Annotated in this window: 13 protein-coding genes; 8 read left to right on the forward strand and 5 right to left on the reverse strand. The window is 66.2% G+C overall.

Annotated features, from left to right (window positions below; all coding sequences use genetic code 11):
* The first annotated feature begins 14 nt into the window (after positions 1-14).
* Genes ACEQXV_RS14005 through ACEQXV_RS14030 form a run of 6 tightly spaced genes read left to right on the forward strand, consistent with a single transcriptional unit; the run spans position 15 to position 5592 of the window.
* A complete protein-coding gene (locus ACEQXV_RS14005) occupies positions 15-572 on the forward strand; it encodes a 5-formyltetrahydrofolate cyclo-ligase (RefSeq protein ID WP_370255260.1) in 558 nt (185 codons plus the stop codon).
* A 59-nt stretch (positions 573-631) separates the two neighbouring features.
* Positions 632-1108 (forward strand): OsmC family protein, encoded by a 477-nt coding sequence (locus ACEQXV_RS14010; RefSeq protein ID WP_370255261.1) that lies wholly within the window; start codon positions 632-634, stop codon positions 1106-1108.
* A gap of 48 nt (positions 1109-1156) precedes the next feature.
* Positions 1157-1981, forward strand: a complete 825-nt coding sequence (locus tag ACEQXV_RS14015; protein WP_370255262.1) for a TIGR00282 family metallophosphoesterase — start codon at positions 1157-1159, stop codon at positions 1979-1981.
* Positions 1968-2897, forward strand: a complete 930-nt coding sequence (locus ACEQXV_RS14020; RefSeq protein ID WP_370255263.1) for a DMT family transporter — start codon at positions 1968-1970, stop codon at positions 2895-2897. The genes ACEQXV_RS14015 and ACEQXV_RS14020 overlap by 14 nt, the downstream gene beginning before the upstream one ends.
* Before the next feature lie 21 nt (positions 2898-2918).
* On the forward strand, positions 2919-4697 hold the full coding sequence (locus ACEQXV_RS14025) for an SLC13 family permease (RefSeq protein ID WP_370269720.1): 1779 nt from the start codon (positions 2919-2921) through the stop codon (positions 4695-4697).
* A gap of 10 nt (positions 4698-4707) precedes the next feature.
* Complete coding sequence (locus ACEQXV_RS14030; protein WP_370269721.1) at positions 4708-5592, forward strand: DMT family transporter; 885 nt, start codon at positions 4708-4710, stop codon at positions 5590-5592.
* 36 nt (positions 5593-5628) lie between these two features.
* Here ACEQXV_RS14030 and ACEQXV_RS14035 read toward each other — a convergent pair whose 3' ends face one another.
* A complete protein-coding gene (locus tag ACEQXV_RS14035) occupies positions 5629-7404 on the reverse strand; it encodes an SLC13 family permease (protein ID WP_370255267.1) in 1776 nt (591 codons plus the stop codon).
* A 40-nt stretch (positions 7405-7444) separates the two neighbouring features.
* Positions 7445-8188 carry a HisA/HisF-related TIM barrel protein gene (locus tag ACEQXV_RS14040; RefSeq protein WP_370255269.1) on the reverse strand — a complete coding sequence of 248 codons (744 nt, stop codon included), beginning with the start codon at positions 8186-8188 and terminating at the stop codon, positions 7445-7447.
* Between the two features lie 167 nt (positions 8189-8355).
* On the opposite strand from ACEQXV_RS14040, the gene ACEQXV_RS14045 reads away from it, so the two are divergent.
* Positions 8356-9102 (forward strand): YebC/PmpR family DNA-binding transcriptional regulator, encoded by a 747-nt coding sequence (locus ACEQXV_RS14045; protein ID WP_370255271.1) that lies wholly within the window; start codon positions 8356-8358, stop codon positions 9100-9102.
* A 127-nt stretch (positions 9103-9229) separates the two neighbouring features.
* On the opposite strand, the gene ACEQXV_RS14050 is transcribed toward ACEQXV_RS14045, so the two are convergent.
* From ACEQXV_RS14050 to ACEQXV_RS14060, 3 genes are all read right to left on the reverse strand, one after another.
* Positions 9230-10348 carry an acyltransferase family protein gene (locus ACEQXV_RS14050; protein ID WP_370255272.1) on the reverse strand — a complete coding sequence of 373 codons (1119 nt, stop codon included), beginning with the start codon at positions 10346-10348 and terminating at the stop codon, positions 9230-9232.
* Positions 10349-10352: 4 nt separating this feature from the next.
* Entirely contained in the window at positions 10353-11357 is a 1005-nt protein-coding gene (locus tag ACEQXV_RS14055) for a sterol desaturase family protein (protein ID WP_370269723.1), read from the reverse strand.
* Between the two features lie 77 nt (positions 11358-11434).
* Positions 11435-12352, reverse strand: coding sequence for a LysR family transcriptional regulator ArgP (locus ACEQXV_RS14060; RefSeq protein ID WP_370269724.1), 918 nt, complete (start codon positions 12350-12352; stop codon positions 11435-11437).
* 86 nt (positions 12353-12438) lie between these two features.
* On the opposite strand from ACEQXV_RS14060, the gene ACEQXV_RS14065 reads away from it, so the two are divergent.
* Positions 12439-12909, forward strand: a 471-nt coding sequence (locus tag ACEQXV_RS14065) for a LysE/ArgO family amino acid transporter (RefSeq protein WP_370269726.1), incomplete at its 3' end; no start/stop codon positions are given.

Below are 12909 nucleotides of genomic sequence, written 5' to 3' on the forward strand. Positions count from 1 at the left end.
AGAGAAACACCGCAATGGACCTGACCGCCCGAAAGGCCGCCCTGCGCAAGAAAGCCTTCACCGCCCGTGCCGAAGCCTATGAACGGGCCTCTGTCGCAGACGCCAATGCCGCGCTTCTGGCCGAGATCGGCGCGGTTCAGGACAAGGTGATCGCCGCCTACATGGCCATGCGGACAGAGCTTGACCCGACTCTGGCGATGACTGCACTGGCCGAGGCCAACCGCATCTGCGTGCCGGTGATCGAGGCCAATGGCCAGCCGCTGAGGTTCCGCGAGTGGCGGCCGGGTTGTCGTCTGGTCGATGGACCCTTCGGCGCGCGGGTGCCGGAGGGCGGCGACTGGCTGGAACCCGAGATCGTCATCGCACCACTCGTGGCCTTCGACCGTGGCTGCAACCGCTTGGGCTATGGCGGTGGCTTCTATGACCGCACTCTGGAACAGCTGCGTGCCAAGCGCCCTACATTGGCCATCGGCTTCGCCTACGCCGCGCAGGAACTGGAGGGCCTGGTGGTGGAGCCCACGGACCAGTTGCTGGATGCAGTGGTGACGGAGGCGGGCGTTTTCCGCCCCTGAAGGGGGATGCGCCAGCCCCAAACTCGCGCTAGCCTGCGCGCGGAAAAGGGGGGGCATCCATGGCCAATCACGACTACACCGCGCGGATCGTCTGGACGGGAAACCGGGGGCAGGGCACGGCCAGCTATCGCGGCTACGACCGGACCTGGAACGTGGAGACGCCGGGCAAGCGGGTGATCAACTGCTCGAACGATCCGCTGCTCGGCGGCGACCCGACGCTTCACAACCCCGAGGACATGCTGATTGCCGCGCTTTCGGCCTGTCACATGCTATGGTTCCTGCACCTTGCCAGCGACGCGGGGATCGTGGTGGAAGGCTACGAGGACGATCCGCTGGCCGTGGGCGAAAGCCTGCCCTCCGGCGCGGGCCGGTTCCTATCGGCCACCCTGCGCCCGCATATCACGCTTGCACCCGGCTCTGACCCGGAGGCCGCGGACAGTATCCATCCACGTATCCACGAGGTCTGCTTCATCGCGCGCTCTGTTTCCTTTCCCGTCAGCTACGCCGCCAGCTACACCGTGCGCGACGAGGGATAGCGCGACTCGCCCTTGCCGCCCTTCGCGGAACGCCCTAAGCCTGTCGCCATGAGATTGCTTTTTCTTGGCGATGTGATGGGGCGCGCGGGCCGCGCTGCCGTCTGTGATACGCTTCCCCGGCTCAAACAGGACTGGCGGCTCGATTTCGTCGTGGTGAACGGCGAAAACGCAACGTCGGGTCACGGCCTGTCGCAAAGCCATGCGCAGGTGATGCTGAATGCGGGCGTGGATTGCCTGACGCTTGGCGATCACGCCTTCGACCAGCGCGACATGCTGCAGTTCATCGAGAAAGAGCCGCGGATCGTGCGCCCGCTGAACTACGCCAAGTCGGCGCCGGGGCGGGGGCATCAGCTGTTTCAGACAGCGTCGGGCAAGAAGGTGCTGGTGATGCAGGCCCTGGGGCAGGTCTTCATGAAACGACCCTTCTCGGACCCGTTCTCGGCGGTGGAAGGTGTTCTGCGCAGTCACCCTCTTGGCGGGCTGGCCAGTGCCATCCTCATCGACATCCATTGCGAAGCCACCTCCGAGAAGATGGCCACGGGCCATTTCTGCGACGGGCGGGCGAGCCTTGTGGTGGGAACTCATACCCATGTGCCCACGAGCGATGCGCAGATCCTGCCCGGCGGCACCGCCTACATGACCGATGCCGGGATGTGCGGCGATTACAACAGCGTCATCGGCATGGAAAAGGACGAGCCCCTGCGCCGCTTCATCACCGGCATGCCGAAGGACCGTTTCACGCCCGCGCGCGGCGAGGCGACCCTGTCGGGCGTCTTCGTGGAAACCGATGACAGGACAGGCAAGGCGGTGAGGGTCGCCCCGGTCCGGATTGGCGGGCGCTTGCAGCAATCGGGGCCGGATGGCGCGCTCTGAGAAGCTCTGGCTTATGGCCGTTCTGCTGGCCTGCGCAATGGGCTGGGGCATCTCGATTCCGATGGGCAAGATCGCGGTCAGCGAGGACTATCGCCATATCGGCATCATCTTCTGGCAATTCGTGATCGGCGCGGCTGTCCTGGGTGCGATCAACGGGCTGAGGGGGCGGGGCTTGCCGGTGACCCCGCGCGCGCTGCGGTTTTACGTCATCATCGCGCTGATCGGCACGCTTCTGCCAAACACGGCCAGCTACACGGCGGCCATTCACCTGCCCGGCGGCATACTGGCGCTCTGCATCGCCACCGTGCCGATGATCGCCTTCCCGATCGCGCTGGCCTGGGGCAATGACCGCTTTTCGGCCCTGCGCTTCGCCGGGCTCTGCCTGGGGCTGGTGGCCATGGCCATGATCGCGCTGCCCGATACGAGCCTGCCGGACAGGGCGGTGCTGGTCTGGCTGCCCGTGGGGCTTGTCGCCCCGGCATTCTATGCCTTCGAGGGCAATTTCGTCGCCCGCCACCAGCCGCAGGAACTGGACGCTGTGCAGGTGCTTTTCGGGGCCTCCCTGGTCGGGATCGTGATGGCCTTCCCGCTGGCGATCTGGTCAGGCGAGTGGATTTCACCGCTGCCGCCCTATGGCATGCCCGACCTCGCGGTGGTGGTCTCGTCCACCTCCCACGCGCTCAGCTATGCGGGCTATGTCTGGCTGGTCGGGCGCGGCGGGCCGGTCTTCGCGGTGCAGATTTCCTATCTGGTGACCGGGTTCAGCGTCGGCTGGTCGTGGCTCTTGCTTGGGGAACGCTATTCGATCTGGGTCTGGGCGGCTTTCGCGGTGATGCTGGCAGGGGTCGCGCTGGTTCAGCCGCGCCCCAAGCAGCCTCTTGCCGCGGGCCGCGCGCTCGGGGATGATGGCGGCTGACCTTTCGGGACGGGATTGCCCATGCTTGCCGAGTTTCTTTCACCTACCACGCAGGGCCTGCTGACGCTGGCGGTCGTGGCCGTGATGTTCGTGTTGTTCATCCGGGAAACCTTCCCGACCGAAGTCGTGGCCATCGCAGGCGCCTCGGCGCTGCTTGCGGCGGGGTTTCTGCCCTATGAAGATGCGCTGGCCGTGCTGTCGAACCCGGCCCCCTGGACCATCGCGGCGAGGTTCATCGTCATGGGGGCACTGGTGCGCACGGGCGCGCTGGCGGGCTTTACCAAGTTCGCCGAGGCCCGCGCCAAGACACAGCCAAGGGTCGCCCTGGCGGCGCTTCTCGGTTTCGTGGTGGTCGCCTCGGCCTTCGTGTCCAACACGCCCGTCGTGGTGGTCATGATCCCTGTCTTCGTGCAGATCGCCCGGTCGCTCGGGCGGCCCGCCTCCAAGCTGCTCATCCCCCTGTCCTATGGCGCGATCATGGGGGGCACGCTGACGCTGATCGGCACGTCGACGAACCTTTTGGTCGATGGCGTGGCGCGTACGCAGGGGATGGCGCCGTTCAGCATCTTCGAAGTGACGCCGATGGGGCTCGTCGTGGTGCTTTACGGCATGGCCTACATGACGCTTGTCGGTCCGCGCCTGTTGCCCGAACGCAGTTCGATGGCGGACATGCTGACCGGGCGCAAGCGGATGAAGTTCTTTACCGAGGTGGCGATCCCGGCAGGCAGCGCGCTCATTGACCAGAACGTCAACGAGGTGGATCTCTTCAAGCGCGAAGGCGTGCGCCTGATCGACGTGCTGCGCGGCGACGCCTCGTTGCGCCGGAATATGGCCGGGGTCGTTCTGGCCGAGGGGGATCGGGTGGTCCTGCGCACCGACATGGCCGAGGTCCTGGGCCTGCAACAAAGCAAGGATCTGCGCACCATCGACAAGCTCAGCTCGGTTCAGACCACCACGGTCGAAGTGCTGATCTCACCCGGTTGCCGCATGGTGGGGCGCTCGCTTGGGTCGCTGCGCCTGCGCCGACGCTACGGTGTCTACCCGCTGGCAGTTCACCGCCGGAACCAGAATATCGGCCGCCAGCTTGACGAATTGATCGTGCGGGTTGGGGACACGCTGCTGCTGGAGGGCGATCCCGCCGATATTCAGCGCCTGGCCGCCGACATGGACCTTGTCGATATCACCGCCCCCACCGAACGTGCCTACCGGCGCGGACACGCCCCGATTGCGTTGGTCGCCATGGCCGGGGTCGTGGTCCTGGCCGCCTTCGGGGTGGCGCCGATCTTCCTGCTTTCCGTGCTGGCCGTCGCGGTGGTTCTCATCACGCGCTGCATCGACGCGGAAGAGGCGTTTTCCTTCGTTGACGGGCGGCTTCTGGCGCTCATTTTCGCCATGCTCGCCATCGGCGCGGCGCTGGAACATACCGGCGCGGTCGCCCTGGTGGTCGAGGCCTTCGCCCCCTGGCTGTCGGACCTTCCGCCCTTCGTGCTGGTCTGGGTCATCTACCTCATCACCTCGGTCCTGACCGAGCTTGTGTCGAACAACGCGGTGGCCGTGGTGGTGACGCCGGTGGCCATCGGGCTTGGCACCGCCATCGGGGTCGATCCGCGTCCGCTGGTCATTGCCGTGATGATCGCGGCCTCGGCCAGTTTCGCCACCCCGATCGGCTACCAGACCAACATGCTCGTCTACGGTCCGGGCGGCTATCGCTTTACCGATTTCATGAAGATCGGCATCCCGCTCAACCTCAGCCTCGGCCTTGTCGTGAGCCTCGCCATCCCCCTGGTCTGGACGCTGTGAGGAGAGCTGCGTGAGCGACTATGCCAAGGGGCTTCTCATCACGCTGACAGGCGTTCTGATCCTGTCGCCCGACGTGCTGTTGATCCGGCTGGCGGGCGTGCCGGAATGGACGCTGATGTTCTGGCGGGGCCTGGGCATGGCCGGCATGATCACGCTCTGGCTGGTGGCGAGCCGCGGTCGGGCGGCGCTGCGGGCCTTCCGGGGGGTGGGGCTGGCCGGGCTTGCCATCGGGCTCAGCTACACGATCGGCAATGTGAGCTTTCTCTATTCGGTCGGGCACACGCTGGCGGCCAACACGCTGTTCATCCTCGCCACCATGCCGGTCTTTTCGGCGCTCATCGCCCGGTTCGTCCTGGGTCAACCCGTACCCGGGCGCACTAAGGCCACCATCCTTGCCGTGCTCGGCGGGATCGGGCTGATTGCCCTGGGCAGCGCAGGGGGCGGCCAGGGCGATCTTCTGGGCGATCTCGCCGCCATGGTGACGGCGCTGTCCTGGGCGGTGATCTTTGCCATCGCGGGGCAGAAGCGGTCGCTCTCCATGGTGCCAGCCATGGCGATTGCGGGGGCCGTCGCGGCCTGTGCGGCGCTGCTGCTTGCGCCGGGTCTTGCGGTGCCCGCCACCTCCGCGCCCTTCGTGGCGCTTATCGCGCTCGTGGTCACGCCGGGGGCAACCGCGCTTCTCAGCCTTGGGCCGCGCTACCTGCCGCCTGCCGACGTGTCGCTGATCATGCTGCTGGAGGCGGTTTTCGGTCCGCTCCTCGTCTGGCTGGTCCTGCGCGAGTTTCCGGGGGCCTGGACCCTGACGGGTGGGGCCGTGGTGTTGGGGGCGCTGAGCCTGAACAACCTGGCCGGGCTGCGGGATCAGCGTGGAAACCGGCCCGCGGGCGGGCCGTAGCGCTGCGTCGAGGCAGCGCCCGCTCCCACGCCCGGATCAGAGCGGCCAGACCAGCAGGATGGTCGGGATCGAGACGCCGATCACGATGATTTCCAGCGGCAGGCCCATGCGCCAGTAATCCCCAAAGCCGTAGCCGCCGGGGCCAAGCACCAGCGTGTTGTTCTTGTGCCCGATCGGGGTCAGGAAGGCTGCCGAGGCGGCGACCGCGACGGCCATCAGGAACGGGTCGGGGTTCACCTCCAGCGCTTCGGCCATGCGGATGCCCACGGGGGCCGCGACAATGGCCGTTGCGGTGTTGTTCAGCACGTCGCTCAGTGTCATGGTCACCACCATGAGCAGCGTCAGCGTGCCCCAGGCAGGCCAGCCTGCGCTGATCGACACGAGCCCCTGCGCCAGAAGCTCGGTCCCGCCCGACGCCTCCAGTGCCGCCCCAAGGGGAATCATCGAGCCGAGCAGCACCACGACCGGCCATTCGATATGGTCGTAGATCTCGGCCAGCGGCAGGATCTTGAACAGGACGTAGGCCACCACGACCAGCCCAAGCGCAATCGGCAGGTAGACCAGCCCGAGCGAAGCCGCGATGACCGCGCCCGCGAAGAAGCCGATCGCCGCCCAGGTCTTGCTGTCGCGGGTGACCGACAGCCCCCGGTCGGCCAGCGTCAGCCCGCCAAGCCAGTCCACCACGTCCTCGCCCGTGTCAGATGGCGTCAGCAAGAGCAGGATGTCGCCCGGTTGAATGATGGTCTGGCGCAGCCGCTTGGTCATGCGCTGGCCCTTGCGCGAGATGCCCATCAGGACCGTGCGCTTGCGCCAGCCAAGCCCGATGGCCTGCGCGGTCCGGCCCGCGATGCGGCTTTCGGCGGTGACCACCATCTCGATCAGGCTCACCCCTTCGCCCACGGCGTCCTCGATCGGGTGGCCCTCGGGCGCGAAGTCGAGCTTCATCGCGGTGCGAAATTCATCCAGCGCCTCGGGCACCGCCTCCAGCACCAGGATATCAGCCGATTTCAGCACCAGGTTACGCCCCATGCCAAAGCGCCGCTTGCCGTCGCGCACAAGCCCGAGGATCGCCACGTCGGCTTTCTCGGCAGGCTCCAGCAGGTCGCGCAGGTGCTTGCCCGCCAGCTTGCTGTCATCGGGGATGGTCAGTTCCGAGATATAGGGTTCCAGCTCGCCAAGCGCGTCACCGCCCACGCCGGAATCGCGGACCGGGATAAAGCGCCAGCCGATAAAGGCTACAAAGGCGAGACCGGCGATGGCCGCAGCCCCGCCCACGGGGGCGAAATCGAACATGCCGAAGGGCGCGCCGAGGGCGTCTTCGCGGATCGCCGCGATGATGATGTTGGGGGGCGTGCCGATCAGCGTGACCATGCCCCCCAGGATCGTGGCGAAGGAAAGCGGCATCAGCGACAGGCCCGGGCTGCGGCCGGCCTTGCGCGCGGTGGCGATATCGACGGGCATGAGCAGCGCCAGCGCCGCCACGTTGTTCATGAAGGCCGACAGCACCCCGCCCACGCCGCCCATGATCGCGATATGGGTGCCGAGCGAGCGGCTGGCATCCACCAAGGTCCTCGTGATCAGGAACACCGCCCCCGAGCGCACCAGCCCGGCAGAGACCACAAGCACCAGCGCCACGACCAGCGTTGCGGGGTGGCCGAAGCCGGCGAATGCCTCGCTGGCCGGAACCAGCCCGAGCAGGACCGCCACCATGAGCGCCCCGAAGGCCACCAGGTCATAGCGGAAGCGGCCCCACAAAAGCAGGCCGAAGACGATACCGAAAAGCGAGAAAAGAAGGATCTGGTCAGTGGTCATGGCGCAGTCTTAGCGCGCCATGACCGGGGCTGTCACGGGCTCAGATGAAGTCCGCGGTCGGGCCCGGGCGGGCCTTGGCGACGGCCAGCGCATCGCTGAGTGCAATGGTCTTGTCGAAGAGCGCCCGCCCGATGATCGCGCCCGCGATATGGGGCACGTATTTCAGCCGCGCGATATCATCGAGGCTGCGCGACAGGCCGCGCGCGATGACCGACGCGCGGGCACCGTCGGCCAGCTGCGAGATGACCCCGAGCGAGCCGTCGCTATCGGCAATATCGGCGTCGATATCGGTGATGACGAAGGCGGCCAGCGGGTCTTCGTCGAAGGCTGCGATGAAATCTGCCGGTGTAATGGCGGCGGTGTCACGCCAGCCATTGGTCATCAGCTTGCCCTGGAAGACATCGACGGCGACGACGATCTGGTCGGGATAGAGCTTGGCGGCCTGCTTGACGACCTCGGGGTTGGAGGCCGCCAGAGAGCTGACAACGATCCGGCCGGCGCCCTTCTCGATCCAGGCCGAGATCGCGTCGAGGCTGCGGAAGCCGCCGCCGATCTGCACCGGGATGCCCGCGTGCCGGATGATGTCCTGGACGATCTCTGCACTGCCCGCGCCGCCGGCAACCCAATCCAGGTCGGTGACGTGCAGCCACTCGGCCCCGTCTGCCGCAAAGCCACGGGCCTTGGCGATCGGGTCAACGTGCCAGATCTGCGGTTCTTCGATCCGACCGCGATGCAGGCTGACGCAGCGGCCGTTCTGTAGCTCGATGGTGGGATAGATCATCATGGGTCCGGTCCTTTCGGAGTTGCAGCCCGCACCCTAACCCATGCGCCCAAGGGCCATGACGTTTGAAAGCGGCACTCGCGCGGTCGGCGGCGGCGTGAAACCCTGCTTGCGTGTTGCCTTTGCCTTGCAGTAGAACGCCGCCGATCAAGGTACTGAGGAGGCGTGTGATGGCAGGCCATTCAAAATGGGCGAACATCCAGCACCGCAAGGGGCGTCAGGACGCCGCGCGGTCGAAACTGTTTTCCAAGCTGGCCAAGGAAATCACCGTGGCCGCCAAGATGGGCGATCCCGACCCCGACAAGAACCCACGCCTTCGCCTGGCGGTCAAGGAAGCCAAGACGAACTCGGTGCCCAAGGACGTGATCCAGCGCGCAATCGACAAGAGCCAGGCCGCGGGCGGGGATGATTACGAGGAAATCCGCTACGAGGGCTATGGCCCCGGCGGCGTTGCCGTGATCGTCGAAGCGATGACCGACAACCGCAACCGCACCGCATCGACCGTGCGCTCAACCTTCGGAAAACATGGCGGAAACCTCGGCGAAACCGGGTCCGTTTCCTTCATGTTCGAACGCAAGGGTGAGATCGTTTACGCGCTGTCTGCCGGCGACGAGGACACCGTGATGGAAGCCGCGATCGAGGCGGGGGCCGAGAACGTGGAGAGCTCCGAAGAGGGCCATGTCATCACCTGCGCCGACACCGATCTGAACGAGGTCTCGACCGCGCTGGAAGAGGCCCTGGGCGAGTCGGAAACCGCGAAACTCATCTGGCAGCCGACCACGACGACGGCGCTCGATCTCGATGGCGCACAGAAGCTGATGAAGCTGATCGAAGTGCTCGAAGACGATGACGACGTGCAGCGCGTGACCGCGAATTTCGAGATCTCCGACGAGATCATGGAGCAGCTCGCAGGCTGAAAAAGAGGGGGGTGCCCCCCGTGCACCGGGCGTACACCCCCTGTACACCCCCCGTGCAGACAGAATGATGAAAAAGGCCCCCGCGCAGCTTTGCCGGGGGCCTTTTCATATCCAAGGGGAGCCGTGGCTATTCTGCCGGGACCTGCGCCCTGCGTTGCGGCATCAGCCGGGTCAGCCAGTGGCGATAGAGCTTCAGGGGCCGCTCGAATGCGGCGGCGAAGATAAAGCAGATCGCCAGCGTCAGGCCGAGAAGCCACAGATCATAGAGCGGCATGCTTTCGGGCAGGGCCGCGTCCAGCAGTTGCAGCGCGGGGTAATGCATGACGTAGAGCGAGAAGCTGCCCCCCGCGAGCCAGCGGATCGCGCGTGCGGCCCGGGCGTTCTCGTGCCAGTCGGTGCGCGCCATGAGGCTCGCCACGCCCAGAAGGTGCAGCGCCACGAGGATCGCCAGCAGGCTGTTCCACAGCACCTCATCCGAATAGCCCAGAACCATGCGGTAATCGGCAGGCGCAAGTGCCGCTTGCGTCAGGGCGGCGAGGCTCTCTGCCGCGCCCATGGCCTTGGTCAGCACGATCAGGACAGGACCGCCGATGGCCAGCGCCCAGGCCAAGGACAGCGACATCGGTGTGGTGTGGGGGTTGGAGACGCGCCGCCAGACCAGAACGCCCAGAAGCCAGGCGGGCATGAGTGCCAGGATCGGCAAGCCTGCCGCAAGCGCCAGCAGGGCCAGCAGCACGATGCGCAGGGCTCCGCGCAGGAACAGCGCGACACCGAAGAGCATGTAATAGGCCACCTCGTAGGACAGCGACCAGAGCGGCCCGTTCGAGCCAAGGCGCACCGGGTCCATAAGCCCCCACCATTGCGGGGTAAGGGTGAGGCCGCGAAAGAGGAACTCGATCAGAGGCAGGTCCTGGTAATATCCCGGCGGGTAGGCCTCCATCGTGATCCGGGTGCCAATGGCGTCGAAGGCCAGCGTCAGGGCCAATGCGGGCACGATCACCGTGAAGATGCGTGTCAGCCGGTTGTAGGAATAGGTGCGCAGGTCGCCGTCACGCTCGGCGGCGTAGGCGATCACGAGACCAGAGATGACGAAGAACACCACAACGGCATCCGAGGCCACGTTCCATTCGCGCAGCACGTAGTAGTCGCCGCGGGTGAAGCGGATATGGGCCATGTGGCCGAAGATGACGGTGAAGGCCGCAAGGGCGCGGATCACGTCGAGCCAGAGGGAAAAGCCTCGCGTCATGGGATCACTCCGCCGGGTGGTGATGGGCGGGTTCTTCGGGGGTTTGGCGCGCGGGGGCAAAGCGGGCGCGCAGGGCTTGCCAGCTTTCCACGAAGGGATGGAAGAGCGCCGCGCGCAGGGTGGGGTGCGGTTGCTCGATCATCTTGCCGTCGCGGTCGGCAACACCGAAGCGCAGGTCCTCGTAGCTGTCGGGCACGTAGAGCGTGCCGAACATCCAGTCCCATAGGGCGAAGATGGAGCCGTAGTTCTTGTTGAAATGCTTCTTGGCGGCCGAATGATGGATCTGGTGCTGTGCCGGCGAGATCAGGACATGTTCCACGATCCGCCCGTAGCTGAGCCAGATATGGCTGTGGCGCAGGTTGGAGCCAAGCGCGTTGAAGACCACGTAGAAGACATTGGCCCCGCCGATGGCGACAAGGTCGATCTGGCCGATCAGGGCGTAAAGGGTGATACCCTGCACGATGCCCACGATGACGCTGGACATGATGTTGCGGATGAGAACCTCGACCGGGTGCACGCGCGCCACGGTGACCGGGGTCAGCACGTCGGCGGAATGGTGCACCGCGTGGAAGGGCCAGAGCGAGGGCCATTCATGGTGGATGCGATGGGTCCAGTATTTCGAGAAATCGTTGACCACCACCACGATGAAGGTCAGCAGGAGCGCGCGGGCGGCGGTGATCGGCGGCAGGGCGAAGTCGCCCCCCGCAAGCCCCGCGATGGTGCCGAGAACGTGGAAGGCCACCAGCGGCGTGAAGACCACCGCGCCGAAGACCCCCACGACGCCAAGGATGTGGTTGGAGAGGAAGAGCTTGATATCCACCAGGTTCGAGCGGTGCGTGTAGACCGCGCGTGGCAGAAGCCAGGCCAGGAAGGGTTGCGGACGCCCGCGCGCCAGCCAGATCAGGAAGGCCAGCAGGATCGTGGGGGCGATGTAGTAAAGCGCGAAGCGCAGCGTCGGGTCGATCGGTGCGCGCAGCAGCTCGGCCATTACGGTTGTGAACCTGTCCATTGTTTCATGCCTTGCCCGGTTTTCTCTTTCGACACAGGCTAGGCGTCAATCATGGCGAGATATGGGCGCGGATCGGTTCAATTCGCGCCAATTTGGCCGGGTTTTCCAGATTGGTCCCGATCGAGAAACAAAGCCGCCTGCCGTTTCAGGGCCCGTGTGAGAGGTGCCAGGGCTGGCGCGGCCTGGCGGCTGACCTGCCAGTAAAGCGGGGTGCTTAGGCGCTGGCCGGGCCGGAGTTCCACCAGTCGCCCCGCGGCCAGGTCCTCCTTGACCAGCGCGACCGGGTTCATGCCCCAGCCGATCCCCAGCTTCGCGGCGGTGATGAAGCCCTGCGGGGTCGGCAGGAAATGCGTGGGCAGGGCCAGGCGGTGGCCGGTGGCGGCCTCGGCCCACTGCGCCTGGAGCCGGTCTTTGCGGTTGAAGGTCAGGCAGGGCGCACGCGAGAGGGCCTCGGCGGTGACGCCGTCGGGGAACCAGCGCGCGGCGAAGGCAGGGGCGCAGGTGGCCGCGTAGGGCAGGGCGCCAAGCGCTATGCAGTCGCAGCCCGGGATGGGCGCGGCCCTGGCGGTGATGGCGGCGGCAACCTCGCCGCGTTTCAGCCAGTCGGCGGAATGATCCTGGTCATCTACGGTCAGTTCGAACAGAAAGCCCTCGGTCTCGGCCAGCGCGGGCAGGATCCAGGTGGCAAGGCTGTCGGCGTTGACGGCCAGGCGCAGGGGCCGGGCGGGGCCACCGGCGGCCTGGCCCAGGTCCTCAGCCAGCGCTTTTTCCAGAAGGCCGACCTCCTCGGCATGGCGCAACAGGCGCGCGCCCGCCTCGGTCGCGGTGCAGGGGCGGGCGCGCTGGATCAGCACGGTGCCGACCTTGTCCTCCAGCGACTTGATGCGCAGGGACACCGCCGGTTGCGTGAGGCCAAGCTCTGACGCGGCCCCGTCGAAGGAACCGTGGCGCAGAACGGCGGCAAGGGCCGCGAGGGCGTCGTAATCGATCTTCATAAAAGTATCTTATTACAAAGAAGAAGAATTAAGTCGACCTCATGATTCTGTCTGGCTATCCCGGACCGGTCAATCGGAGTGTGCCCATGCTGACCGCCGCCTTTGCCGGGTTCTATCTCGGCTTCAGCCTGATCCTTGCCATCGGGGCGCAGAACGCCTTCGTGCTGCGCCAGGGGTTGCGGCGGGACCACGTGTTCGCGGTGGTGCTGACCTGCTCGCTGTCGGATGCCGTGCTGATCGCGCTCGGGGTGTCGGGCTTCACGGTGATCTCGGACGCGATGCCCTGGGCGGCGCCCGCTCTGCGCTATGGCGGGGCGGCCTTCCTTCTGTGGTATGGCGCGCGCAGTTTCCGCGCTGCCTGGCGCGGGGGCGAGTCGTTGCGTGCCGCCGAGGCTGGCGCTGGATCGTTGACGGCCACCCTGCTGACCTGCCTGGCGCTGACATGGCTCAACCCCCATGTCTATCTCGACACGGTGCTGCTGATCGGCTCGATCTCGACGCAATACGACCCGAACGCCCTGTGGTTCGGCCTTGGGGCGGTCACGTCGAGCTTTACC

The sequence above is a fragment of the Nioella sp. genome (assembly GCF_964229645.1).
In the GTDB taxonomy this organism is placed as follows: domain Bacteria; phylum Pseudomonadota; class Alphaproteobacteria; order Rhodobacterales; family Rhodobacteraceae; genus Nioella.